Below are 25,395 nucleotides of genomic sequence, written 5' to 3'. Positions count from 1 at the left end.
ATGATGTTTTGTTTTGCAAACCGCAATTTTAATCCAGTCCTAGTCGGGAGCCTGGAGTTTATTGATCAACGCCACAGGAATATATCGCTTGAAAATCATCGCCTATCCTTTTGCCGGCGGCAGCTGCTACAGCTATGCCAGTCTTGCCCGTGGTCATGATCACGAATGGATCACGCTGGACCCGCCCGGCCATGGCAGCAATATGCGTCAGCCTTTGATGCACAGCATACCTGACATGGTGACCGCCCTGCTGGAGCCGACCCTGCGCGCCAGCGCCGGCCAGCCCTATGTCTTGTTCGGCCACAGCATGGGCGCCTACATCGCCCTGGTGATGCTGGACAGGCTGGCGGAACTGGGCGCGAGCCTGCCGCAAAGGCTGGTGTTGTCTGGTGCTGCCGCACCACATAGCCGTGCACTGGAACACCATGCAGACTTACCGCAAAAAGAATTCCTGGAATGGGTTGGCAACATGGGCGGCATCTCGCCAGAAGTGCTGGCAGAACCGCAATTGATGGAATTATTTGAACCCATACTGCGCGCCGACATAGAAGCAGCAGAAGCCTATGTCGACGGCAGCGAACGCGACCACGATGTACCGGTACGCATACTGCTGGGAAAGAATGACAGGATAGCCTATGCCGATGGCAAGCCCTGGGCAGAATGTTTCAGCAACCCACCAGAGGTACATATCTTTGATGGCGGGCATTTCTTTTTGTTTGATGAGGTGGGCAGGGTACGGGATTTGATAGTGTGAACTGGGCCGTTTTTGATTTTGGCTCCTTCCCCTTCAAGGGGAGATTTGTGGGAATTCGCAAAGCATAGCTTTGTGCCACAAATTTCTAAGCAGCTTGCAAGCTGCGCCGTGGAATGGCTGGGATGGGGTTTTTGCCGCAGTTTGAATGACGGACAATTGACCAGACCCCCACCCCCTCCCTGACTCTCCCCTTGAAGGGGAGGGAATACAATGTTGCAGTCTGCGAGGTTGTAGAATGCCAGCAAGCATTTGCTGAACGGACTTACCGGTATGGAATCATGTGATTACGTGCCAAGGTCATGATGCTGCGTAATTTTGATTCAATCATGAATAATTCAGATCAAGAATATTTATTGCAAAAAGCAAGAGAAAAAATCGAGGCTGGTGCTTGCCGGGCCGCTTATAAAATCCTCGCGCCACTCATAGTAGCGAAATGCCCGGAAGCCTTATATTTGTACTCCACGTTTAGACTTATTCGCAAAGAAACTGATGAAGACTTCGAGAAACGTTCACTCGGTATATTGACTGAGGCCGCCAATTTAGGGAGCCCTGAAGCTCAATACCGCCTTGGCGCTTATTACGACGTTGGGGATGTGGTAGATAAAGACCGGGAAAAAGCTGCCCAGTTATTTAAATTGGCAGCTGAAGGTGGACATTCAAAAGCTAAGGCATTCCATGGGCTTGACCTTTTTTATGGATTAAATGGCATCTCTCAAGACAAGGCATCAGGGATGGGATTTCTTCGCCAGGCCGTTGACGAACATGTTGATGGGGCTGAATATGAGCTGCAGCGAATGTATGATACTGAAAACCAGACAAACTAATATCAATTAATCGGAGGTCTCTCATGACTGCCACATCTTATGCAGAACAATCTTTGCTTCGTGCGCGACTGTCTATAGTTTTTATGTTTGTCACAATTTTTGTCGGTGTGTTTTCAGGCTAAAAGAATTCGCTTGGAGCGGTAGTTGGATTATGTGCTTATCTCCTTGCTTTTTTTGCTGCACATGTGTTCCTTGGCCAGGCAGCGTCACGATGCGGCAGAAGCTGGGTCTACTATGGTTTTCTTCCTGTCCTTGTGCCGATATTAGGTAGTTTATTGTCATTTGGCGTATTGCGTAGCAAGATACCTTACGCAAAGACTGAGGCTTAATATAACTTTTGACTGTATGGAATCGAAATGAAAAGCGGACTTACCTGACAGGTAAGTCCGCTTTTAAAGCAGTTTACGTTGCTTGATGAACTAACAGATACTAAAACCGATACAACACCGAAGCCTCAATCGCACGGCCAAAGATAGGGCGGGCAAAGACCACGCTGCTGCCGCTGCCGATGACGCGGGAATTGCCTTCTGTCAGGCCAAGTTGATTGGTCAGGTTGGTGCCGGCCAGGCGGAATTCCAGGTTGTCGCCAAGTCCGACCAGGATACCGGCATCAAGTGTGTAATACTTGGGCAGGGATTGCTGGTTTTCTGCGTCGGCAAAGCGGGCATCGACATGGGTGTAAGTGCCGTAGAGCTTGATATCGGCATTGTCCAGGGGGATGCGGTAGCTCGGCGACAGGCGGAACTGCAGCTTGGGCTGGCGCTTGACTTCATGGCCGGTGTTGCTGCCATAATTTTCATACTTTGATTGCTGGTAAGCACCGCTCAATGAAATCTGGAAGTTCTTGACCGGGCGTGCCGCCACTTCAAATTCCAGGCCAGAGCCGCTGGAGCCGCCGATGGCCGTGACATTGCTGCCATCCGCCAGGAACTGCTGGAAAGGCAGGCCGGTGAAGGTGTTGTGGAAGAAAGTCAGGTAGGCGCTGACGTACTCAGACACGCTCTTCAAGCCAATTTCATATTGTTTGACCTTGGTCACCGGTGCAGTGACGCCATTGTCGCGTATGGTGTCAAACTGCGGCAGGGCAAAACCGGAATTCATACGGGCAAAGACGCTGAAATTTTCTGACACCTTGTAGTTGCCGCCCAGGGTGTAAGAGACTTCACTGTCGGTACGGTTGACCGGTGTATTGCTGCCGCTCAGTACCGATGCGTTGTTGTTGTACAGGGTCAGGGGGTTATTATCCAGGTCCACTGACTTGGGGTTGGAGATGACTCCATTCAAGCGGCGGTTCTCGGTACGTACACCGGCATCGATGCGTATTGCATCATTGATCTTCCATTCATCAGCCAGGTAGAAAGCCGTATTCTGTGCCGAGAAATTTTCATTCAGGGTGTAGAAGGATGCTCCGTCATGGCCATTGCCGCTGACTACCACGCCATTATTCAATTGCAGGTTGATCGGACGGGCATTCGGTGTCGCCGTCATCAGCACACCATTGCCCAGGTACCACATGTCCTTGGATGAATAATCGGCATAGTACAGACCGGCTGTCATGGTGTGGTCTTTGATGATTTCTTTGCTGACACGCAGTTCATCGGTGAAGGAACTCAGTTTCTTTTCCACCGACCAGATACCGGCCGACATCACTTGCTGGTCAGCAGCGACTGCGCCGCCACCATTGAGGTAAGTTGCCGTGCCCGATGTCGCCTGCTTGCCGCCAGCAGCAGCGACCACGTTGGCCTGGCCATTGGCAGACTGGATGGCGCTATTGATGTAGGCGGACATGCTCATTGGGCTGTTGCCGGTAAAAATCGCCAGGGTAGGGGCATCGCCAGAGAAATGGTTGAGTTTGTTGCTGACGGTCCAGCCATTGATGTTCTGGCTGAAGTCGACACCAAACAGATTGGCCTGCAAGCCACGACCATTCGCCAGGTCCTTGTTGATAACCTGGCCGGGGCCGACTTCGAGTGCGACATTGCGCAATTCGTTGCCGTACAGGGAACCGGTCAAGGGATCAAAACCAGGGAAGGCTGTGGGCTTGCCACCAGCCGTAGCAGCAGAAATCAGTGGTACACCGGTATAGAAAGTATTCTTGTCATTAACTGTACGCGCATAGAAAGTCAGCTCACCCTGGTCCAGTCTTTTTGTGACACTGGCAGTGACCTGGCCGCCTTCATCCGCAGGGTATTGTCCGTCACGTACACCCTGGGCGACGCGATAAAAACCGCCTATGGTGCCATACCAGCCATCGGCGATCTTGCCGCCATAATAACCGTCAATACGGCGCAGATTGCCCGTGCCCACGGTAGCGCGCAGACTGCCTTCAGCAGTGTCGCGACCTTTTTTGAGCAGGAAGTTCATCGTCGCGCCAGGCTGACCATTCGAGAAAATGGGGCTGGGGCCGCCGCGCAAGACTTCCACTCTTTCTACTGTATCGTCAATGCGGAACAGGGATGACCCTTCCAGGAAGGACAGGGTGGGCGGCGGGAACAAAGGCGAGCCATTGAGCTGTATGGTCACAAAAGGCGCATCACCATCGATAGGGAAGCCGCGCACACCGATATTGGCGCCGGCATTGCCGCCGCTGGATTCGGCATAGATGCCGGGGACGATCTTCAGCAGGTCAGCCGTGCTGCTGGGGGCGGCTTGTTTCAACTGTTCTTCATTCGCTGTCGTGATGGAATAGGAAGCATCGATCTTGCGCTGGCCGCCATTGCGGGCATTACCAGTCACGACGATCAGCTGGACTTCTTCCGGTTTGCCAGGCTTGGCGTTGCCGGCGTCGGCCTGGGCTGCCGTGCTGCCTTCAGCCTGGGGTCCTGACGGAGGTGTCGGTTGAGGTGCTTGTGCGTGAGCCTGGCTCATCAATGTCATCATGGCGAGCGTGATCGCCGACAACCGGAAGTGGTTGTTACAATTCATGTTGTACTCCTGAATATTATTAAAGTTTTTGTTTCGCCATCCGCAGGCTGCAAGCTGGTACTGCTACAACTCCCCGGCTGCCTGACACCACTTCCTAAATGAGTCTGGTCATTGTAGTCCTGACCTGATTTTCCCTGGCACTCAAGTGATGAGATGTAAAAACAAGCTCATTGAAACAAGAAATGTTATCGATGTCAATTTAAATGTTATCGATGTCATTTATTCGACACAAATCCTATTTGTGGTTTCATTGCTCATTGTTCCGATGGAAATTTCGGTTTTGCAAGCTGGTCCTGCGCCAATCCTGACACAACATTTGCCGAATATCTGACGCAATTATTGCTCTTGCAGTCGCGCCTGTTTGCTCGTCCACTTCCTTGCTGCCTTGCCGACTACCAGCTTGATACGCCAGGTCGCAAAGCAAGGTCAGCGAGAGATGGGGGGGGCTTTGCTCTGGGGTGCGAAATATTCCTTAGCCCTGCAAGCTCTGTCATAATGCGCCTGAAAATCTGATGTTTGCGCTTTGCGTATATATAAACGCAATAGACAAGAACATCGATACAACGAACACTGGAACAACAAACAGGCAGGGTCTTTGCATGGCAGCAAAAAAGAAAGGCGCACCCAATCCCGAATCCGGGGTAACGATGGAACATCTGGCGGCAATTGCCGGTGTATCCACCATTACGGTGTCGCGTGCCCTGCGCAATAGCCCCCTGGTGACGGAAGAGACGCGCGAGAAAATACGCAAGATTGCCGGGCAGCAGGGCTATCGCTTTAACGTCAGCGCCCGCAATCTGCGCCTGGGGCGCAGCCATTCAGTTGCCGTCGTAGTGGAAATGACACCCGCCAGCGACAGACCCATGTCTGACCCTTATCCATTGGAGCTACTGGGCGGCATCACCCAGGAACTGACCACTGCCGGCTATAGCGTGGTGCTGACTTCCATGCAGCTCATTGATACGCCGCCTGTGCAGGGGGCAGATGGCATGATCCTGCTCGGCCAGGGCTCGCATGGTGAAGCAGTGCGGCATTTGCAACGGTCCGGCTTGCCATTGGTAATCTGGGGCGCGCCGGATGCCAACCAGTCCTGCATCGTGGTCGGCAGTGACAACCGCAAGGGCGGGGCCAGCGTGGCGCAGCGCTTTATCGAGCAGGGTCGTCGCAAGATGTTGTTCATTGGCGATATTGATCACGCTGAAATCCAGGAGCGCTGCACCGGTTTTATGGAAACGCTGGAGCAGCAAAGCGGGCAGCAGCATGCAGTCAGCATCCTGCGTCCCAAGGCATTTACCTTTGAGGCGGGATTTGACTGCATGTCAGCCTACCTGGAAAAAGCAGACCAGTCCTTTGATGCTGTTTTCGCCGCCAGTGACTTGCTGGCCATGGGGGCGATACGCGCCATCACTGAAAAAAATCTCAGCGTGCCGGGGCAGGTGTCTGTCATCGGTTATGACGATACGCCCGGTGCAGCCAGCTTTATCCCTGCGCTGACCAGTGTGCACCAGTACCTGCGTGATGGCGGCATCCTGCTTGCCAAGAAGATCCTGGGGCTGATCAATGAAGAAACAGTCGAGTCCGAGGTCTTGCAGACCAATCTGGTGGTGCGCCAGACTTGAGGGGCTGACCTGGTCCGAGCGTCAGGCAAAGTTCTCGTCTGCCTTGCCTGTTTCCACGAGTCTTCCGCTGACGCAAGACTACAGTGATTTGTGTTTTCAATGTTCTCTGACGGCCGTGTTATTGCTTGGACATCAAATAAATTAGCATTGCGGCAAGGCATATTTCGGCCTGTTGTTCACCCTGGCATTCCCCAATTAATCACATACCTTGCCATTCATCTGAAAATAGTTTATTGACTTTTAAAACCGGTTTGAATAGAATTAATTTTAAATCCAAACCGGTTTGAGTTTTTCAATAAACAAGAAATAACCGGATTTCACTACTAAATGGCCAAATGCAACAAGCAATTGCAACAGCCAGACACAATAAAAATGAAGGACGACACTGTGCAATTATCTGATGCCACGCATCTGTCTTTTCCGCCAGAAAGCTGGGGGCTTACCGAGCAAAGTCTTGCTGATGTGAATAATCAGCTCAATGAAACCCTGTTCGCTCTTGGCAATGGCTACATAGGTTTGCGTGCTTGCGCTGAAGAGGGTGAGCAGCGCGCCAATGTCCCTTCCTTGAATGGCAGCTACCTCAATGGCTTTTATGAATCTGAAGCCATACAGTACCCGGAAAATGCTTACGGCCTGGCGCGTACCAATCAGTTCATGCTCAATGTGCCCAATGCAAAATGCATAGAACTGCACATCGAAGATGAAGTCTTTGACTTGCAGCGGGGCAGTCTTGACCAGTACCAGCGTCATCTCGATTTCAAGACCGGTTTGCTGACACGCACTCTCCAATGGACATCTCCCAAAGGGCGCAGCATACGTCTGCACAGCCAGCGTCTGGTCAGTTTTGACAACAAGCATCTGTTCGCGATTTCTTATGAAGTCACGCCATTGAATTTTTCTGGCCGTATCAGCCTGACATCCAGTATAGACAGCGCCGTCAAGAATATTGAAGCAGGCGATGACCCGCGTGTGGGCTCCGCCATCAGCGGCCCCGTGCTGCACAAGCTTGAAGTGATGCAGGACGGTGACTTTACCGCCACCTTGCACCGCACCCATAATAGTGGTCTGTGTCTGGCGACGGCCCAGCAGAACTGCCTGCACACCACCGCGTCCTACACCAGCACGTTGCAGCAGTCAGGCGAAAAAATCGGCCAGCGTTTTGATGTGGATGCCGTACAGGGCCAGGTCATCTGCCTGGAAAAGTTTTGCAGTTATTATTCTTCCCGCGATTTTCCGGCGGCATCGCTGCTGACAACAAGCAAGCAGGCCCTGGTCATGGCGCAGGTACAAGGCTTTACGCAACTGGCAAAGGCGCAACGTGCTTATCTTGATGATTTCTGGGCGCAGGCGGATGTACGTGTCTCAGGCGATGCCGCCTTGCAGCAGGGCATACACTTCAATATGTTCCACCTGCTGCAATCTGTAGGCCGCGACGGTAAAACCAACATCGCTGCCAAGGGGCTGACCGGTGAAGGTTATGAAGGCCATTATTTCTGGGATACAGAAATCTATATCTTCCCCTTCTTCCTCTACAACAAACCCGAGATTGCCAAAAAACTGCTGGAATACCGTTATCAATACCTGCCGCAAGCCAGGGAACGGGCGCGTCAGTTGTCACATGCCAGCGGCGCACTTTACCCATGGCGCACCATCGATGGTGAAGAATGCTCTGCCTACTTCCCGGCCGGTACGGCGCAATACCATATCAATGCCGACATTGCCTATTCCATCAAGCTGTATATGGAAGCCACAGGTGATACCGATTTTCTCTTGAAGCAGGGTGCAGAAATCGTATTGGAAACAGCGCGCCTGTGGATGGGGCTCGGTCACTTCACCCGCATGCGTGGTCAGCAGCAAGAAGTGTTCTGCATCAATGAAGTCACTGGCCCTGATGAGTACACGGCGCAAGTCAACAACAATTATTACACCAATGCCATGGCGCAAATGCACCTGCGCTTCGCTGTTGATATCGTCACGCAATTGCAGACGCAGCATGCAGAGGACTATCACCAGCTGGCAAAAAAAATCAGCCTGGACAATGCAGAGCTTGATGCCTGGCAGCGTGCCGCTGCACTGATGTTCCTGCCCTATGATGCAGAGCGAGGTATTCATGAACAGGACGACAGCTTCCTCAATAAAAAGCCCTGGGACTTTGCCGCCACACCCAAAGACAACTACCCGCTGCTTTTGCACTACCACCCGCTGGTGATCTACCGCCACCAGGTCTGCAAGCAGGCTGACGTGCTGCTGGCCCTGCTCCTGCTCAGTGACCAGTTCGCGCTTGACGACAAGCGCCGCGATTTCGATTTTTACGAAGCTGTGACTACCCATGATTCGTCGCTGTCCACCTGCATCTTCAGCATCATCGCGGCAGAAGTCGGTTATCACGACAAGGCTTACGATTACTTCATGCAAACCGCCAGACTGGACCTCGACAATACCCACGGCAATACGCATTATGGTGTACACACTGCCGCCATGGGCGGCACCTGGCTTGGCATCGCCTACGGTTTTGGCGGCATGCGCATCAGGCATGTACACACTGAAGGAGGCAGTGGGGAGCAAACCAGGGCGCAACTGAGTTTTGCGCCGGTATTGCCAAGACAATGGCAGGACTATCAGTTCCGCGTCCACTTCCAGGGGCAATTGCTGGAACTTGAAGTCAACCAGTCGCATGCCACCTATCGCCTGCTGCGCGGTAATGGCGTCAAGCTGAACCATGGGGGGCAAGTGCTGGAATTGACAACGGAGCAGCCGGTATGGATGTTGTCCATGCCTGCACAGGAGCCAAACCATGCGTAAATATGCCTACCGCGCCGTGATCTTTGACCTGGATGGTGTATTGACCGACACTGCCCACTATCATTACCTGGCCTGGAAAAAACTGGCCGACAGCGTAGGCGCCAGCTTTGATGCCGCCTTCAACGAACAACTGAAAGGCGTGGACAGGATGGGCTCGCTGAACCTGATCCTGCAGGCATCGGGTAAAGAATTCAGCGAAGCAGATAAACTGGCCCTGGCGCATCGGAAAAACCTTGATTACCAGGACTTGATCTCCGCCCTCAGCCCGGCCGATCTGCTGCCCGGCGCGGCGGCTGCCTTGCAGTCCATACGTGCTGCGGGCCTGAAGACGGCGCTGGCATCCGTCAGCAAAAATGCCCAGGCAGTGATAGAGCGGCTTGGTATTGCTGACCAGTTTGAATTTGTGGTTGATGCTGCCAACATACGTAACAGCAAGCCAGACCCGGAAATTTTTCTGGCGGCAGCAGCGGGCCTGGGTTTGCAGGTGCAAGACTGCTTTGGTGTGGAGGATTCGATAGCCGGCATACGCGCCATCAAATCCGCTGGCATGTTTGCCCTTGGCGTAGGCAGCCCGGCGGTATTGACCGAGGCAGATGTGGTGATTGCCGGGCTGGATCAGTTCAGTTTGCCGGATTATCTGAAAGAATGATTGTATGTAGCTGATGTTGGTGAATGGGATGGGATCGGGTTGTCATTGAAATGATGAAAATTGACTGAAACCCCATCCCCACCCCGACCCTCCCCTTGAAGGAGGGGGAATAAAAAATAAGACGGAGACAATATGTATGACACTCAGGCGTCACCCGCAGAGGTGAGCGAGCAGATACAAAGCCAGCAGATGCGCAGCCAGCACTATAACCGGCGGCGCATCATCCTGGCGCTGTTCCTGCTGTACTTTGTATTCGCCATTTTGCTCAACAGCGTTGGTACGGTGATACTGCAAGTCATCAAGACTTATGGTGTCAGCAAGTCGGCGGCCAGTGTGCTTGAGGCTTTCAAGGACTTGCCGATCAGCATAGTCTCGTTCTGCGTGGCTTCTTTTCTGCCGCGACTGGGTTATAAACGCGCCATGCTGACTGGCCTGGGCATTGTCACGCTCAGCTCTGCCACCATGCCGCTGTTGCCCGGATTTTTGATGAGCAAGCTCCTGTTCTTGAGCGTAGGTGTGGCCTTTGCCCTGGTCAAGGTATCTGTGTATTCCACCATAGGCCTGGTCAGTGCAGACCGCAAGCAGCATGCCAGCCTGATGAATACCCTGGAAGGCTTTTTCATGGTCGGTGTGTTGAGCGGCTACTGGATATTCTCTTACTTCATCGATGCTGACAACCCTGCATCAGCATCATGGTTGCATGTCTACTGGCTGCTTGCTGCTCTGTGCGCCACAACCTTCATGCTGATTGCCACCACCCGCTTTGAAGAATTTGAAGCAAGGCTGGTCAGTGAAAGAAACAAGCAATACAGGCAGGGCCAATTGGGTCAACCCGGCTTGTTTGACGATTTTGCCGATATGCTTAAACTGATGGCGCGTCCCCTCGTCTGCGTTTATATCATCTCGGCGTTTTTATATGTGTTGCTGGAGCAGGGCATAGGCACCTGGCTGCCCACCTTCAACAATGAAATCCTGAAGATGCCGGTCGCCATGAGCGTACAGGCCACCAGCATCTTTGCCGCCTGCCTGGCGATAGGCCGGCTCAGTGCCGGTGCTGTCATGCGCAAGCTGAACTGGTACCTGGTATTGAACATCTGTCTGCTCAGCATGGCTGCCCTGGTTTTGCTGACCCTGCCCCTGACGCATGACATCGTTGCCAACCCTGACCTGCGCTGGAGCAATGCACCCCTGGCAGCCTTCATCTTTCCTCTGATCGGCCTGTTCATGGCGCCGGTCTACCCCGGCATCAATTCTGTCATGCTCAGTTCTTTGCCCACGCATCGGCATGCGGCGATGACGGGTTTGCTGGTGCTGTTTTCTGCATTGGGCGGCACCAGCGGGTCCATGATTACCGGTTATGTCTTTGGCGCGCTGAGCGGGCAGACGGCTTTTTACCTGTCGCTGTTGCCGCTCAGTGTTATCCTGTTAAGCCTGTTTTTCTTCAGGCGTGCCATTGCCAGGCTGGAGCAGCCGGACAGAGTGAGCGGCGGTATATAATCCAGCTTTCGATTGTCATTGCCGCCATTACCCTATGCCCATAACCCTCAAGGAGCTCGCCGCCAGCCTTGGCATGTCCAAGACCACAGTCAGTCGCGCCTTGAACGGCTACCCAGAAGTCGGTGAGCAGACACGCAAGAAGGTCATGGCGGCGGCAGAAAAGTTTGGCTACGAAGCCAACCCCATGGCGCGCAGCCTGGCGGTCGGGCGCACCAATGTATTTGGCCTGATCTATCCCTTGCAGCCGACGGACCTGGGCGACCCCATGTTCCTGGGCGTTGTCGGCGGCATGGCAGAAGCGCTGGAAGCACGCAAGATGAACCTGATGATTGCGCCTGTTTCACCCGGCAATGAACTGCCATCGTATGAGCAGATGGTCAAGGGCAGGCGCGTCGACGGCCTCATCGTTAGTCGTACCATGGTGCAAGACCCGCGTATTGCCTACCTGTCCAAGCAGGGCTTTCCCTTCATTGCCCATGGCCGCACCCAGACCGACAGGCCCTATGCCTGGTTCGACTATGACAACGCCAATGGCATACGGCTGGCTGTGCAGCACTTGCTGGCCCTGGGCCACCAGCGCATCAGCCTGGTCAGCGCACCGCTGGAACTGAACTTCGCCCGCCAGCGACGCAGCAGTTTCATCGAAGCCATGAGTGCAGCCCATCTTGATATCGATACCCGTTACCTGATCCAGGATGCGCTGGACAGGCGCAGTGGCTACCTGGCCGTGCAGACGCTGTTGAATTGCACACCCAGGCCCAGTGCCATCATTGTTGATAACCACCTGTCCGGCGTCGGCGCCATGCGTGCGCTGATGGATGCCGGTGTCGACATAGGCAAAGAAATATCCGTCATCGTCTGGGGCAATATGGAAGACACCCTGGTCGGCGACCAGGTCACCACCATCGATCAACCAGACGCCAGGGCCGCCGGTGCAAAGATGAGCGAAATGCTGCTGGCCCTGATCAATGGCACGCCGGCAGCAGACCTGCAAGTGCTGTGGCAGCCGGTGCTGTTGACTGGCAGCACGACCGGTCCTTGTGCCTAGCGATACTCATTCCTCCTCATCCTGCTCTGCATGCTGTGTTCTGGCTCGTCTGGGAAATAATGCCAATTCCATACTGAAAATTCTCGTTGATACACAACAGACGAATAATTTCCCGCAAAACCGCCAGGACTTGTCATAATGCTTGCCACTTTTCTTGAAGCGACTTGAGTCAGATCAAGTGAATCATTTTGAGCATGATTGAAGATCATGGCTCATCAGACGTAATATCACATTACTCACATTACTATTACACATTACTATTTTCAAAATTATCCATGTTAAATACAAAATATCTCGCCATTCCCTTGTTGCTGGTGTCTGCCGTCCTGACCGGCTGTGCCACCAGCCGCAGCGAAGTCAAACTTTCAACAACCGCTACAACCCCAGCGACCGCAACAGCTGTGTCTGCCCAAACCCAGAGCGCCAGCAATGGGAAGACAGTTTTTATCCGCTCGGTCAAAGATGAGCGTGTTTTTGAAGAAGCGCCCAAAGAACCAAGTACGCCTTCATTGGGATCCGAAGGCGCCAAGGGGTCACCAGAATTGATCAAGGCAAAAGCAATTGCCCGCAAGCGCAATACCTTTGGCAAAGCCCTTGGCGATGTATTGCTGGGAGAAGGTCAGACTGTGACCGGCGTAGTAAAAAATGACCTGAAAAACGCATTGAAAAAAGCCGGCTATCGTGTCGAAGAAATAGACGCTTCCCGTCCTGACATGATCGTGCTGGATGTTCACATCAAACAATTCTGGGCATGGTTTCAACCTGGCTTCTGGGCGATCAAGCTCAATGCCAATATAGAGACCGTGATTGATGTCTCCGGTTCCGGCTCACCGACAACGGTCAGCGTCCATACCGAAGATTCCAGGCAGGTTGCCACTGACAGTGCCTGGATTGAAGCCGTAGACAAAGGTCGTCAGGCTTATGAGGCAGAAGCCGCGATCAAACTTAAGGATTTGCAGAAGTAAGTAATTGGGTCTGGCAATTGAATAGCCAGACCCGGTAAAGCATGCCGGGAAATCATCATGAAGATGGTTTCCCGTATTCATAACACTTACTGATCCTTCAGATACTCCAGCAAATCCAGCCTCTCTTCCTTGCTCAGCATGGGCAGGTCTCCGGGGTTTTTGGGCGCCTTGGTACCATAGTCGTGACCGGTATTGAGGTTGCCGGGCAGACGGGTATCGAAAGTGAAGCCCTGGTAGCCGGTACTCTTCAGGCCGACTTTTTCTGCATCAAATTCACGTGAACCAACCTGGAATTTTTCTGGCCTGCACTCGCCATCTTTCTGCTCGGATGAACAGGCTGGCAACAGCAGGTCGTACAGGGTAGGCACTGAGCCATTGTGCAGATAAGGCCCGGTCGCCCAGATGCCATTCAACGAACGGCCCTTGTAAGCTTGCAGTGACGAATACGGGTTCATCGTCGTATCCGGGATATAGTTGCCATGCTTGTTGGAGTCCTTGATCTCATTACTGAAGAACGCCGTGATGATGTTGTACAGCCATTCAGACCAGCGGCGTATGAAGCCCTTGTCGGCATCCGGTGTTGTCACCACACCCAAAGTGGCCTTGGTCAGGAGAGCAGCAACCGGCGCTTTCTTATCGAGCAGCACATCGCCGACACCCGCACCCACGTACTGATTGCGCAGGATGCCTGAATAACCGGTGTAGTTGACACTGTTATTGGCCATGGTCGGGTCGGTGCCGACCTCTTCCAGTTTGGACATATGGGCGACCACGCGGCGCTCGGGCGAACTACGGTCAATCTCTGCATGGCAGCTCACGCAATATTTGTCGAACAGTCTGGCGCCGCGCTTGATGCGGGTCTGGTCCAACTTGCCCAATATGTCTTGCGGCCATTTGGGGGATTGCAGATCGACCAGCTGGCTTTCTATGCGGCGCAGGTTTTGTGTATTGATAGAGCTGTCATATTCGACGGTTTTCTTTTTCAGGCCCTGTCCGGCAATCAGCGAAGCCAGTGAAAACCGCGAACCCTCATGCCAGTCCAGTGAGCCGAAGACGCCGATCACTTCACCGGTATTGCGTCCCAGCGGCCCCAGACCGCCATTGCCGCCCAGGCCATTCCACTGCACATAGTCATGCTGGGCGATGTCCCACAAAAACGGATAGCTGACCGGCGCATCCGCCTTGATGAACAGTTCCTGCCTGAGCTTGACGATCTGTTTGGGGGAAGTGGCCACACGTTCGATGATCTTGTCCCTGTCACTGGAACTGATGTTTTCGCCAAAGCCTTCCAGTGCGGTCTTGACTTCAGCCTCACTCAACAAATTGCCCAGTACTTCTTCTATCTGCTTACGGTTGAGCAGGTGTTCCAGCGTACGGTTATAGATGCGGCCAAAGGCGTCCAGCCTTGCATAACCATAATCGACAGGGCTGTGGTTGATGATGTTGTAGCTGGTCAGGCGCAAGGTATAGGTCTTGATGTCGGCAATGACCTCAGCTTCAGAGCTGTAAGAGCCAAGCTGCATGACTGCCCGCACAAAACGTTTCTGCACTTCCGGCTTGTCGCGCACGGCGACCATGGCTTCGGTCAGTCCCTGCAAAAATCCGGACATGTCGGCTGTTGCCGGGCCGCCGTCAATACGCATGCCGGTGCCTTTGTAATTGATTTGCGCTGTATGGCAGGCTGCACAGGTAAAACCCATGTAGTCTTTTTTCAGGTAATTGTCTTTGACAAAGCCGACGGGCAGGGCGTCCGGGTTGCTTGAGGTTTTTTTCTGCGGCAGGTAGCGGTAGCGGTTGATGTTTTCATCACTGCGGAACAATTCTGGTTTGCCTGCCTGTTCCAGTACCAGGAAAAAATCATAAGGCAACAGGTTGGAACCCTGGGTGGTGGTGTAAAACCACAGGCTCTGCGCAGGTTTCCAGTTTTGTTCCAGGTAGACGATCTTGCTGGCACTATCGCCAAACACATCGTTTTTGACTGTTGTTGCACCACGGTCAGGGTCATCATCAGATACCTGCCAGCGTTGCGCCAGTGCAATCACCAGTGGCGGGATGAGGAACAGCAGAATCAGCACATACAGGCCATGTCTTTTTTTGAGTTTTACTTCAGGGATTTTCATGTGGACTCCGCTAATTGGCAAATAGTGGCAATGCAAGGACTATCGTCAGAATTGGAATATTAAATTGCAAATTTAATATCTATTTCAATTATAGGGATTTTTCCCGGTTGCTCATGAATTTGTGTAAAAATAACAACAATTTGACAGGCGCTACTTGACATGCCGAATGAAGGCTGCAGGAAGGGAGCTTTGATGCATCAGCCATGATCAGGGCTGTCAGTGCATTGAATAAAATCGCCGGGTACACAAAAAAATGATCACAGTCATTGGCATGAACTGTGATCATCAGAGCAGATTGGCAGGCAGTATTGCAGTGAGCTTGCCTGCTCAATAGTCTATTTCTTAATAGTCTATTTCTTAAGGATGGACACGACTTTCTTGTTAAAGTCCACTCCTTTGCTGCCTATCATGACGACGGCCTCATTGCCTCTCACGCTGACCTCAACCGGCGTTGCAGAGCAATCTTCACGTACTACGGTGACGGCGGTGATTTCCTTGCTTGGGGCTGTCGCCGTGGAACGCAGGTGATACTGCGGTGCCGAAGGCTTGTCCGGTGGGACGTCAACCTGATCAGTCGTTGTCATCACCGACGGGAAATTATGGTGTGTGATGCAAATCGACGACGGGTTATTGACAACCTTGGCCATGCCGACCGTATCAAGGCTAAACGGCTGCAGTGCATGGAAGTTCAGTTCCCAGCTGCGCGCTGTTGCACTGTTGGCCCAGTCATAGATGACGGTAATACGCTCATCCTTGAAGTAGGCCATGGAGCGCACGGCATTATCCAGCAGGGGTGCCCATGTCGATGGGGTACCGCTGGTGACCAGGCGGCGATAAGCCTTGCTGGCGTCACCTGTGACAATGGCAACGCCGTTGCTCTCCCCGCCGTTATAGAGCTGACCTGCGGCATCCGATGTATATACCGGGGCAGTTGGTTTGGGTGGCGACACCGCTGTCGGGGCTTCTGACTGACCTATGCCGCCGTCAAAGGTCAGTGCGTTCTGTGAGCGGGTTGAGCGGGTCTGACGGTGATGCTCTGAATCATAGGAGTAATAATAGCCGCTGCTGATGAGCATGTCGCGCCCCCTGGACACCAGGGTAAAGCTGTTCTGGTCAGCATGCGAATGATTATAGGCCCCCCACTCACTGGACCTGAAGGCGACGCTGGACCTGTTCGCATCGGTGAAGCTGCTCGTCAGCGAGGCGATGCCGGCATTCGGGAAGAACCAGTTGTCACGCGCCGGAGCAACGGGCGTGACGGGCTTGGCTCCCATGGCCACCAGGTTGAAATAATACAGCGGGCGGGTAGGCTGGGCGGTGAGATTAGCCGGGTTTGCGCGGTAATACCATTCATGCGTGGCGTTTTGCGTCAGCAAGGCAAATGGCTGCAAGGTGTCGAATGAATAGGCCTGGTAATCATAGTTGTAGATATGATCGTCACCAAACGGCGTCATCAACTGCCTGTACAGCGGTGCGGTGAAAGCCATCAGGTAGTCAATGTACTTCGCATAGTAAGGCTGGTTGCTGATGTCGTAGCCTGTGACAGACTTGATGTTGATCAGGGTTTCGAGCAGGGTGGCGACATACCAGCCATAACCCGTACCATTCTGGAATGCACCATCGTCACCACCCTGTGCAGTGCTGCTGACCAGGAAGGTCGTGTAGGTATCACGCAGATATTGTTCTGCTTCCGGGAAGTTCTGATCACCCGCCAGCAACAGCAATACGTTCAGCAGAAAACCGACATTGGTCACGCCATGTGAGTCTTTTTTGTGCAAATGCTGGGTGGCCACCAGCGGCAGCATCTGCTCGATTCGGGTCTTGATGACAGCGATAACCTTGTTTCTTTCCGTCGCGCTCAGGTCATCATAAAAATAGTCATAGCCCTTGGCCAGCCCCAACAAAACCTGGCGTGCCGCCTGGTCCTGGAAGGCATAGTTGCTGACACCATTGACCGGGTCCCAGTCCGCCAGGGCCAGCAGGCGCGCCTTGCCGGCCGCTGCCATGCCAGTGTCATTGGTCAGCTTGGATACATACCCGAGGTAATTCATGTCACTGGCGGCGGCTGAGGCTATGCCGTTCAGCGAGATCAGCCAGGTCGTATATTCAATCGGGGTCGGTGTGTTGACAGGCCGTTTCTGCGGTTCCGGATCAATAGGCTTGGTCTGTATGGCTTGGGCCTTGGTTTTCAGAATGGCAAACGGGGTGCTGGCAGTCAGGTTGATATTGGCCAGCATGGCTTCTTTGCTCAGACCCCTGGGGAACATGCGTGGCCTGGCAGCTGTTTTTGCTGTGCTGACGATCTGGGTCGGCGTGTAACTGGCGACATCAATGGCACTGGCATCGACATAGAAACGCCTTGTCTGGCTCTGCGGCGTCGTACCATTCCTGTTTTTGTAGCTGACCGTCCATTCGTAACTGCCAACAGGCAGGTTGCCTGGCAACTGGTACTGCGGGTACTTGCTGGTGGCCGACAGATAGGGCTGGCCATCCTTGATGATGCTGATACTCCAGGGCTCTGCAATGGAGGTATTCACCGGCAGATAACCCTCAGGCCATTGCAATACCGGGGACTTGGTTTTTGAGATACCGCAATCTTCAGGATAAACATTGCCATAAAGCTGGGACAGGCCGGAAATAAAATCCGCCACCTGATTCGGCGTACAGGTTTGATTGAATCTCGCCTTATAGATATTGCCGTCATACGTTGCCACGACTGTGACGCCTGCTGGTGGTGCCTGCAGGACCAGTTTTGCCGGCATCTTGCCCTTGGCACTGTCAGCAAATGCATCGCCGCTGCTGACTGTTAGCAGGAAGACCGGCAGGCATGAACAAAAAACCGGCATAATTTTAAAAAACTTCTTGATATGCGCTTGCAGATACATAGTTTTTACTCACTTTCTTGTCATGAAAATGACTGCGTATATTCATCTGGATTCATTTTTTTTAGGTTCATGGGCCAGCTCTGGCAACGATGCCTGGCTGATGTGGTCATTGCCCCGGTACTCAAACCATATCTTCATGCACCTCATTAACCGCCCAGCTTGTTATATAGCAAGTTGTTTCTCTATTATTTCAATTTTACAAGTTGTTGCAATTTTGCCATAATGCGCACGGGTAATTTTTTATTAATGAGTGACGTAAAATGAAACAAATCAAATTAGCGGGTTTTAGCGCAATCATGGCCATGTTGCTGGCTGCTTGTGGTGGTGGGTCTGGTGGCAGTACGCCTGCGACTGTGGCACCGGCAGATACAGGCACAGGTCCGTTGAGCAAATATGCTGGCGTCTGGAACCAGGGGTGTCAGGGACGCATCATGGAAACTACCACGATCACTTCCGGCAGTGGCGGATCTGCGTTGTCGGTTTCGCGAAAAATTGAGTACTATGAAAACCTCAATTGCGCAGGCGCCGTTGTTGCTATGGGCACTTACAATGCACCGATCCTGTCAGCGCAGCATGTCAGGACAGAAGCCAATGCCAGCGTCAAAATGCTGACCGGGGAAACCGTCGCTTCTTCGGTTGATGTCGTCAATGCCAGTGCCAATGGCGCCGTGATCAGTTTTGTTGGCAATGCCGTGTCATCTTCAGTCGTCAATGGCAAGAGTGTCTGGAAAATTACACTCAAGGACACGGTATTTACCTGGACTGAAGAGGTTGCTTCCGGCAGTAGTCAGGGCGCTTTCATGCTGCGCAACGGTGAGCTGTTTACCATACAGGCCGTCGGCAATTCCGCGACAACATTTGCTGTCGAGAGCCGTTATGTACGCGCCTGAACGCTGATGTCATTACAGCCAATAAGCTGCCTGGAGGGGGCTTATTGTTTTCCGATATATGGTTATAGAATAGTCGGACAAAACACTTGCGGCGCAAGCCAGGCCCTACATCTATAAGGTATCTGTCATGTCACTTACCCTCTATGGTCACCCATTCTCTTCCTATACACAGAAAGTGCTGATTGCGCTGCACGAGAACGGCACGCCGTTTGAATTCCGCTGCATAGGGCCGGATACGCCGGAACATGTGGCAGAGTGGTTGCAGCGCTGGCCGCTGGGCAAGTTCCCTTTGCTGGTCGATGATGGACAAGACATCGCAGAGACCAGCATCATCATCGAGTATTTGCAACTGACTCATCCCGGACCAGTACGCCTGCTACCGGTAGATGCAAAAGCGGCGCTGAATGTGCGCTTCATGGACCGTTTCTTTGACCTGCACGTCATGACCCCGGTGCAGCATGCAGTTGGCGGTGCCCTGACAGGTGATGTCGTCAAGCGGCAGGAAGCGCAGGAGCAGGCTGTTACCAAACTCGAACTTGCCTACGCCTGGCTGGAAAAACATCTGGCAGGCAGAACCTGGGCCAGCGGCGACAATTTCACCATGGCAGACTGCGCAGCGGCGCCTTCATTATTCTATGCCGACTGGACCCATCCTATAGCTGACAAATACCCGCTGTTGCGCGCCTACCGCAGCCGCCTGCTGGCTCGCCCATCCTTTGCCCGGGCAGTAGAAGACGCGCGGCAATATCGCCCGCTGTTCCCGCTTGGTGCGCCAGACCGGGATTGAACAATCAGGCCGCCCTGTCTTTGGGCTGACAGGCGGCCGATTGCTTAATCGGCTTGCGCAGGGTTTTTCTTGCGCAGCCCGTCAACATAAATCCCCAACCCAAGCAGGCTGCCGCCGACCAGCAGCAGATGGAAAAACCACAGCGACGGTGATTTGCTGACCAAAAACTGGAAATAGAAAGTGTACAGATTGATCATCAGAAAAGTGTAGGCATAGCCGCGCAACAGTTGCAGGTTGAAACGCGTGCCGGCCCATACTGATCCACCTGCCACTGCCGCCCACAAGACAGAAAATATGAACCGTTCACCTTCTGTATCGTCCCAGCGCACGTCATGGTTCTCGTAATAGCCAAACACGCTTAAAAACCAGAGCGACAGGTTGATCAGCAACAGACCATAGTGAAAATACACCCGCGCAAACGGTGCCAGACGGCCACGTAAAAATTCCACATGCACCCAAGCCAGACACAACACACCGGCACCAATAGCAAGGAAGCGGGCAGGGTAGGTCATGCCCAGGTAATATGCCCCCCAGCCAGAGACATAACCCGTCTCTGCGCCACAAAAGAAAAAGAACAGCGCCAGTGAATACCACAGCAGCAGGCGGTTAGCCAGCGCATATGCCATCACCAGCAACAGGGCAGCATCAACGCCCACCAGTGCAGGCCAATTCTTGCTGCCACTGGGGTGATGCAAAGCCAGCACGACGGTCAGACCCTGCAAAGCCATGCCGCTTGCCAGTTCCAGCGCTTCTGCCAGGATGGGCATGTTGCGGCTGGTTTTAAGCCAGTGCGCCAATGCCAGGCAACTCAAAGAAGTACCGGCCAGGGCAGCCTCGCCCACCAGCCACCAGTTCATGTGTTCACGCAGCAGAATGAGTATGCCTGCTACGCAGGTCAGTACACCCAGCACGGTGAATGAACGTACCAGGGCCAGCATATTCCACGCCTCGGCCGGATAACGCAGTTTGATCTGTTCAGCCTGTACGGCGTCGATGATCTTCTGTGCGACCAGGTCATCAAGTTCATTGTGTACGGCACGGTTGAGGCTGCGCTGGTTCATGCTGCACCTCCATCGATGTGTTGAACGCTGTGGTCAGCACGGCTCAGGCTGCGCGTGAGGACTTCCATCAGCGCACCGGTGACCAGCAACAATGCCCCGCCAGCAGCCAGGTAGGTGCCCAGATCAAGCTGGCTCCAGAAATGTTCATGAAAACGCGTGAACAGATTGATGCCAAAGAAAGTGATGCCAAAGCCGCGCAGCAAACCACTGTGCAATCGCGCACCCGCCACGATCTGGGCAACAGTGGCGGCGCTGAAAACGATGACCCAATACCCATTCTCACCCTGATAATGGTGCCAGATCGATAAAATCAGCAAAGACATATTCAGGTACACCAGCCCGACTGCCTGCCATGCCTGGTAAAAACGTCCCGTGGCAGGGTAGGCCTTGCGTTCATGCTCAAAACCTATCACCACGGCGATAAAGGCAAGCACACTCATCATCTTTGGGTCCTGGATCTCCAGTGCATAAGTGGAGCGGCCAAACATGGACGACCATGAACCGGCCCAGTGAAACAGCACCAGCAAGGCCAGGACCAGCAGGTAAGTATTATGACGCTGGTACGCCAGGTAAAAGGCCAGCGGTATCGTCAGCAAGCCGGTGGTCAGCAGCACCGCGCCTTCCTCAAGATGCAAAACTCCACCCAAAAAAGTTCCTGCTGAACCGGCCCACATGCCTATGCCCAGCGTGACAATGAACTTCGACGAAGTGGCATAGCGCTGCTGCACATCGTCCGCCAGCCGCAAACCACCCCAGGTCAGACCGATGCTGACGGCTGCCCCCACCAGCGCAGCGAACGCCACCGACTGCGACAAGGCGCTGATCAAACCCATCAATCCCAGAAAAGCACAAAAACCGCCAAAAATACCGCAATACTTCACCACACCGATCAGACCGAAACTGCTCACCTCATAGCGACGGGACAGAATTTCATAGGCAGGTTTCTCGATCAAGCCATCGGCATGCCAGAGCGCGATGTCTTGCTGTAGTTGTTCTTTGACTGATTTGCTCGTCATAATTTTTTTGGGAGAGTGTTAACGTCAAACGTTACAGCTTGGTTATTGAATATGTGATCAATGATTTTTGTCTGCTGCTGCCGGCTTTCACCACGTGTCAAAAGCCGTAGCCTCAATTGGATTTCCTGCTCAAGTAAGGTCTTCAATTGTCAGAATCAAAGTATCGCATAATAAATCATGATGAATCATGATAAGTCGATACATTTTCGCCACACATCAAAGTACCATGTTTCCATAGCGAATCGATTGAGAAATGACAGGGACAGCCTTGAGTCCGGTCCGGGCTTCTTCGTCGATTGTGGCAGATCATCGGGTAAAGCATTCATGTCCACCAGGGAAAAGTGATGCAGTCAGTGTCACTATGCCCAGGTCGACGTGAGCACAGCTTGCAGCGCATATTTTCTACAAATGCTGGCACAGTGTTAAAGTGCACTATTTTTTTGTACTTTAATTGCGCTTTTGTGCAGTAACCCTCGATTTCTATGTCAACCAAGCCAGTACCAGCGCCATCTGCATCTGTTTCTTCAATATTTGCCGGTGATGTACCATTCCGCCTGCAATTCCTTGATGGCTTGCGCGCCGTAGCTGCGCTTTGGGTATTGTGGGGCCATTGTCGGTTGTTTGCCTATGGCTGGGATTCTCACAAATCCTTGTGGATGAAGCCCCTCAATGTGCTGCTTTACCTGCACCTGGGCGTGGTCGTGTTTTTGGTACTGTCCGGTTTTTGCCTGGGCTTGCCCGTAGCCAGGAACAAGAACCACCTGACTGTGAGTACAAAAGCTTTTTTCAAGGCGCGGGCTTTCCGTATCTTGCCGCCTTATTATGCGGCGCTGGTCTTGATCTTACTGGTCAATTTTTTCGTACCAATAAGCGCCTGGGGGCGTCATCCCACTGGCCTGACACCCACGATATCCTGGCAGATACTGCTGACCAATTTTGCGCTGATACAGGATTTTTTTCCTTTGCTCAATACCATCAACACACCGTTCTGGAGCATTGCGCTCGAATGGCATCTGTATTTTCTTTTTCCGCTGCTTGTCTGGATATTGCGCCGCAGTGGCGGCACTGCCTTCCTGATCACAGGGGGCCTGCTGGCTTGGGGGTTGACCGCGACATCAAATAATCTGCCCCAGCCTTTGGCCGACTGGCAGATGACGGTACTCAGGCCACCGTATTTCTTGTTCGTCTTTGTGATCGGCATCGTTTCTGCATGGTTTGTCCACGGAGAAAACCATCAGCAGCGCATGCAAAAGAAATGGCGTGTGCTGGCGCCTGTCGGCCTGTTCTTCCTTGTACTGTTTGTCGTGCTGATGCAGCGCTACGCCATTGTCGACGCCCAGTCGGTCGGGCCTTTCTTTGCGCGCGAAAAAATAATCGACATCACCTTCGCCACCCTGGTCGCCATTTTCCTGATCTGGATGAGCAGTATTGCACCGGACCATACTGCAAGACGCTTCCTGGAAAATAAAATCCTGACCAGGACAGGCAGTTTTTCCTATTCACTCTACCTGGTACACATCCCCATCGTGGCCGCCACCCACCATGCGATAGAAAGCCTGCACTTGCCAACCAACTACCAGCACCTGCATTTTGCCCTGCTCGTGGTGATAGGCACAGGTGCTTCAGTTGCCTTTGCCTGGGTATTCAGCCGCGTGTTTGAAACAGGTCTGTGGTGGCGCCTGCTCAATCGAAAACCCGGTGCATTTCAACGGGACAATCCGGTGCTTGACTGAAAAGGCAATAGAACAAAATGTGATCATGTGCAGTGTTGTATTTTTTCAGAGGGCCGGTTTTTCAGACCAGGATTTTCAGACCAGGAAATAGACAATACTGCAAATCGCTACAAGCATGAAGGGCAAACCAAACAAGGCAATTTTCATGAAACCCGCATGCGCCGGCCTGGATGGGAATCCCGCTTCAAGAAATGAAAAAGTCACACCCCGCGCGGTTTTGTATTCCAGGTTCCATAACAAGCCTGCGCTGAAATACAAAACCGACGAAGCGTAGATATTCGCGTCCCAGGTGATCGGGTATTGCCCGTCACGCAGCAGCAAGTACAGGTCATAACACCAGCTGGCAGAAAACATCCACAAAGCCAGCGCCACCATTACTTGCCGGACGCCAGCCTTGCCACGCAAACCCAGGTAAATGCAAGCCACCGCCCACGGCGCAGTCAAAAACGTCAGCACCGACATCATGGCTGCGTCAACATAGTCCCAGGTAGGGTCAGCCGTATAAGGCGCAACCACGGTGATACCGGTTGCAGCGATGCCAAACGTCAGCAACTTCCACCGAACAAACAAGAAAGCCTTATAGCCTTTGACAGGGTATGATTTTCTGTCTGCATACAACAGGTAAGCGCACAGGGTGCAATAGGTGATCCAGGCGCACAGATAAATTTTCAGCTCGATTGTCATGGGTGGATCATGTCATGTCTGGAGAAGGGCGCATCCATGGTTGCCATCAAATTTCTGGCAGGTTGATATGATATCGTTGTCAGTATCCCATGTCCTGCGCTGATCATGGTGAAGACTGCTCGCGGATGATGGTATCTTCAATGAGCACGACAGACAGATGTTTATCGCGATCAGTGACTGTCGTAACAAGAAGAGCATTGATGCCAGCAGCGAATTGGGTTAAGGTCTGGCGCATGTTGACTTTAAAATCCTTGCGCTATCTGAAATGAAAACGAAGCAATTTGCCCTTTTGATCACTCTGGTGAGCGTATTTTCTGCTATGCCTGACGCTCAGGCTCAAAGTACTGCCAGCAAGAATAATCTGACACCGGTTGCAGTGAGTAATGCAAGTAAAACAGCCGCACTGACCATATCACTGACTGCAAAAGGGGATTATGTTCTTGCGTCAGAACAGGATAAAAACCTCCACAAGTCAGGCAAGTTGGGTAGCGCAACTGATATTGAGGCATTAAATAAAAAATTGCAGGAGATGAGAAATGGTACAAGCGATGTGAGCATCAACATCAAAGCCGGGCAGGGCGTCAAGTTCCGGTCACTGATCGATGTCGCCTCCACAGCGCTCATGCAAACCGTCGACAAATTTACCATCACCACAGAAACGAGCCAATGTACCGTGCGAGTACCGGCAGACAGCCCGGTCAGGAATGCTGCCTACCTCAGTGTCCAGATTGATGCCAATGGTGACTACGCCATGCAATTGAGCGACAAAGACGGAAAACTAAAAGACGGAAATATAAGCAACAAGCACGAAAAGATGACCAGGCTGGCTGACGCAATCGTGCAGGCAAAAAAATCAAATCCAGGTGTCTATGCGCTCATCAGTGCAGATAAAGAGTCGCCAATTCAAGCCTACGTAGATTTGATCAACATGTTGCATTCGGCATCCATCGATAAATACATGATCGTCGTCCAGAGCGCTGGAAATTCAACACGAAATACAACAGAAGACAAGCAGCTCAAGACACAGCAACTACGTGTAACCGAACTCGAGGCACAGCAGAAGCAGTTGCTGGAGCAACTGAAGAAGATGAAGTAATCGTTACTTGTCAGCACGCTAAAAAGTACTTCTCACTTTT

The 25,395-nt window shown here is 52.8% G+C and carries 19 protein-coding genes; 12 read left to right on the top strand and 7 right to left on the bottom strand.

What is annotated here, in order from left to right:
- The first annotated feature begins 88 nt into the window (after nucleotides 1-88).
- Complete coding sequence (locus tag LZ463_RS18260; RefSeq protein WP_241457244.1) at nucleotides 89-754, top strand: thioesterase II family protein; 666 nt, start codon at nucleotides 89-91, stop codon at nucleotides 752-754.
- A gap of 326 nt (nucleotides 755-1,080) precedes the next feature.
- Nucleotides 1,081-1,578: a tetratricopeptide repeat protein gene (locus LZ463_RS18255; protein ID WP_241457243.1), complete on the top strand. Its 498-nt coding sequence runs from the start codon at nucleotides 1,081-1,083 to the stop codon at nucleotides 1,576-1,578.
- 429 nt (nucleotides 1,579-2,007) lie between these two features.
- Here the strand turns inward: LZ463_RS18255 and LZ463_RS18250 are convergent, their stop codons facing one another.
- Entirely contained in the window at nucleotides 2,008-4,503 is a 2,496-nt protein-coding gene (locus LZ463_RS18250; RefSeq protein ID WP_241457242.1) for a TonB-dependent receptor, read from the bottom strand.
- A 599-nt stretch (nucleotides 4,504-5,102) separates the two neighbouring features.
- On the opposite strand from LZ463_RS18250, the gene LZ463_RS18245 reads away from it, so the two are divergent.
- From LZ463_RS18245 to LZ463_RS18220, 6 genes are all read left to right on the top strand, one after another.
- On the top strand, nucleotides 5,103-6,122 hold the full coding sequence (locus tag LZ463_RS18245) for a LacI family DNA-binding transcriptional regulator (protein WP_241457241.1): 1,020 nt from the start codon (nucleotides 5,103-5,105) through the stop codon (nucleotides 6,120-6,122).
- A 387-nt stretch (nucleotides 6,123-6,509) separates the two neighbouring features.
- On the top strand, nucleotides 6,510-8,924 hold the full coding sequence (locus tag LZ463_RS18240; RefSeq protein ID WP_241457240.1) for a glycoside hydrolase family 65 protein: 2,415 nt from the start codon (nucleotides 6,510-6,512) through the stop codon (nucleotides 8,922-8,924).
- The gene (gene pgmB, locus LZ463_RS18235) at nucleotides 8,917-9,573 is read left to right on the top strand and encodes a beta-phosphoglucomutase (protein WP_241457239.1); all 657 of its coding nucleotides are present in this window, start codon (nucleotides 8,917-8,919) and stop codon (nucleotides 9,571-9,573) included. The genes LZ463_RS18240 and pgmB overlap by 8 nt, the downstream gene beginning before the upstream one ends.
- A gap of 132 nt (nucleotides 9,574-9,705) precedes the next feature.
- The gene (locus tag LZ463_RS18230; RefSeq protein WP_241457238.1) at nucleotides 9,706-11,070 is read left to right on the top strand and encodes an MFS transporter; all 1,365 of its coding nucleotides are present in this window, start codon (nucleotides 9,706-9,708) and stop codon (nucleotides 11,068-11,070) included.
- A 40-nt stretch (nucleotides 11,071-11,110) separates the two neighbouring features.
- On the top strand, nucleotides 11,111-12,118 hold the full coding sequence (locus tag LZ463_RS18225; RefSeq protein WP_241457327.1) for a substrate-binding domain-containing protein: 1,008 nt from the start codon (nucleotides 11,111-11,113) through the stop codon (nucleotides 12,116-12,118).
- Between the two features lie 275 nt (nucleotides 12,119-12,393).
- Entirely contained in the window at nucleotides 12,394-13,083 is a 690-nt protein-coding gene (locus tag LZ463_RS18220; protein ID WP_241457237.1) for a YajG family lipoprotein, read from the top strand.
- Between the two features lie 86 nt (nucleotides 13,084-13,169).
- Here the strand turns inward: LZ463_RS18220 and LZ463_RS18215 are convergent, their stop codons facing one another.
- Both LZ463_RS18215 and LZ463_RS18210 read right to left on the bottom strand, forming a co-directional pair.
- On the bottom strand, nucleotides 13,170-15,203 hold the full coding sequence (locus LZ463_RS18215) for a di-heme-cytochrome C peroxidase (RefSeq protein WP_241457236.1): 2,034 nt from the start codon (nucleotides 15,201-15,203) through the stop codon (nucleotides 13,170-13,172).
- 350 nt (nucleotides 15,204-15,553) lie between these two features.
- The gene (locus LZ463_RS18210) at nucleotides 15,554-18,049 is read right to left on the bottom strand and encodes a DUF4962 domain-containing protein (RefSeq protein ID WP_241457235.1); all 2,496 of its coding nucleotides are present in this window, start codon (nucleotides 18,047-18,049) and stop codon (nucleotides 15,554-15,556) included.
- Between the two features lie 299 nt (nucleotides 18,050-18,348).
- Between LZ463_RS18210 and LZ463_RS18205 the strand changes: the two genes are divergently transcribed.
- Both LZ463_RS18205 and LZ463_RS18200 read left to right on the top strand, forming a co-directional pair.
- A complete protein-coding gene (locus LZ463_RS18205; RefSeq protein WP_241457234.1) occupies nucleotides 18,349-18,978 on the top strand; it encodes a hypothetical protein in 630 nt (209 codons plus the stop codon).
- A 127-nt stretch (nucleotides 18,979-19,105) separates the two neighbouring features.
- Nucleotides 19,106-19,765 (top strand): glutathione S-transferase family protein, encoded by a 660-nt coding sequence (locus tag LZ463_RS18200; RefSeq protein WP_241457233.1) that lies wholly within the window; start codon nucleotides 19,106-19,108, stop codon nucleotides 19,763-19,765.
- A gap of 44 nt (nucleotides 19,766-19,809) precedes the next feature.
- Here LZ463_RS18200 and LZ463_RS18195 read toward each other — a convergent pair whose 3' ends face one another.
- Together LZ463_RS18195 and LZ463_RS18190 are read right to left on the bottom strand one after the other, a co-directional pair.
- Complete coding sequence (locus tag LZ463_RS18195; RefSeq protein WP_241457232.1) at nucleotides 19,810-20,826, bottom strand: DUF2157 domain-containing protein; 1,017 nt, start codon at nucleotides 20,824-20,826, stop codon at nucleotides 19,810-19,812.
- Entirely contained in the window at nucleotides 20,823-21,842 is a 1,020-nt protein-coding gene (locus tag LZ463_RS18190) for a hypothetical protein (protein ID WP_241457231.1), read from the bottom strand. The genes LZ463_RS18195 and LZ463_RS18190 overlap by 4 nt, the downstream gene beginning before the upstream one ends.
- A gap of 482 nt (nucleotides 21,843-22,324) precedes the next feature.
- Here LZ463_RS18190 and LZ463_RS18185 point away from each other — a divergent pair, with 482 nt between their 5' ends.
- Complete coding sequence (locus LZ463_RS18185; protein ID WP_241457230.1) at nucleotides 22,325-23,575, top strand: acyltransferase family protein; 1,251 nt, start codon at nucleotides 22,325-22,327, stop codon at nucleotides 23,573-23,575.
- 75 nt (nucleotides 23,576-23,650) lie between these two features.
- Here the strand turns inward: LZ463_RS18185 and LZ463_RS18180 are convergent, their stop codons facing one another.
- Nucleotides 23,651-24,259, bottom strand: a complete 609-nt coding sequence (locus LZ463_RS18180; protein ID WP_241457229.1) for a hypothetical protein — start codon at nucleotides 24,257-24,259, stop codon at nucleotides 23,651-23,653.
- Nucleotides 24,260-24,362: 103 nt separating this feature from the next.
- Nucleotides 24,363-24,494, bottom strand: coding sequence for a hypothetical protein (locus tag LZ463_RS29130; protein WP_277624092.1), 132 nt, complete (start codon nucleotides 24,492-24,494; stop codon nucleotides 24,363-24,365).
- A 30-nt stretch (nucleotides 24,495-24,524) separates the two neighbouring features.
- On the opposite strand from LZ463_RS29130, the gene LZ463_RS18175 reads away from it, so the two are divergent.
- The gene (locus LZ463_RS18175) at nucleotides 24,525-25,355 is read left to right on the top strand and encodes an ExbD/TolR family protein (protein WP_241457228.1); all 831 of its coding nucleotides are present in this window, start codon (nucleotides 24,525-24,527) and stop codon (nucleotides 25,353-25,355) included.
- Nucleotides 25,356-25,395: the final 40 nt, after the last annotated feature.

This window comes from Undibacterium paludis (genome assembly GCF_022568815.1).
GTDB lineage: Bacteria > Pseudomonadota > Gammaproteobacteria > Burkholderiales > Burkholderiaceae_D > Undibacterium.
Note: the sequence above shows the minus strand (reverse complement) of the source record. Positions and strands in the feature narration are given on the sequence as shown.

Bases quoted from the DNA above. Each gene is read 5' to 3' on its own strand.
- LZ463_RS18255 (WP_241457243.1), top strand. From the start codon at position 1,081: ATGAATAATTCAGATCAAGAATATTTATTGCAAAAAGCAAGAGAAAAA.
- LZ463_RS18250 (WP_241457242.1), bottom strand. From the start codon at position 4,503: ATGAATTGTAACAACCACTTCCGGTTGTCGGCGATCACGCTCGCCATG.
- LZ463_RS18245 (WP_241457241.1), top strand. From the start codon at position 5,103: ATGGCAGCAAAAAAGAAAGGCGCACCCAATCCCGAATCCGGGGTAACG.
- pgmB (WP_241457239.1), top strand. From the start codon at position 8,917: ATGCGTAAATATGCCTACCGCGCCGTGATCTTTGACCTGGATGGTGTA.
- LZ463_RS18230 (WP_241457238.1), top strand. From the start codon at position 9,706: ATGTATGACACTCAGGCGTCACCCGCAGAGGTGAGCGAGCAGATACAA.
- LZ463_RS18220 (WP_241457237.1), top strand. From the start codon at position 12,394: ATGTTAAATACAAAATATCTCGCCATTCCCTTGTTGCTGGTGTCTGCC.
- LZ463_RS18215 (WP_241457236.1), bottom strand. From the start codon at position 15,203: ATGAAAATCCCTGAAGTAAAACTCAAAAAAAGACATGGCCTGTATGTG.
- LZ463_RS18210 (WP_241457235.1), bottom strand. From the start codon at position 18,049: ATGCCGGTTTTTTGTTCATGCCTGCCGGTCTTCCTGCTAACAGTCAGC.
- LZ463_RS18205 (WP_241457234.1), top strand. From the start codon at position 18,349: ATGAAACAAATCAAATTAGCGGGTTTTAGCGCAATCATGGCCATGTTG.
- LZ463_RS18200 (WP_241457233.1), top strand. From the start codon at position 19,106: ATGTCACTTACCCTCTATGGTCACCCATTCTCTTCCTATACACAGAAA.
- LZ463_RS18195 (WP_241457232.1), bottom strand. From the start codon at position 20,826: ATGAACCAGCGCAGCCTCAACCGTGCCGTACACAATGAACTTGATGAC.
- LZ463_RS18190 (WP_241457231.1), bottom strand. From the start codon at position 21,842: ATGACGAGCAAATCAGTCAAAGAACAACTACAGCAAGACATCGCGCTC.
- LZ463_RS18185 (WP_241457230.1), top strand. From the start codon at position 22,325: ATGTCAACCAAGCCAGTACCAGCGCCATCTGCATCTGTTTCTTCAATA.
- LZ463_RS18180 (WP_241457229.1), bottom strand. From the start codon at position 24,259: ATGACAATCGAGCTGAAAATTTATCTGTGCGCCTGGATCACCTATTGC.
- LZ463_RS29130 (WP_277624092.1), bottom strand. From the start codon at position 24,494: ATGCGCCAGACCTTAACCCAATTCGCTGCTGGCATCAATGCTCTTCTT.
- LZ463_RS18175 (WP_241457228.1), top strand. From the start codon at position 24,525: ATGAAAACGAAGCAATTTGCCCTTTTGATCACTCTGGTGAGCGTATTT.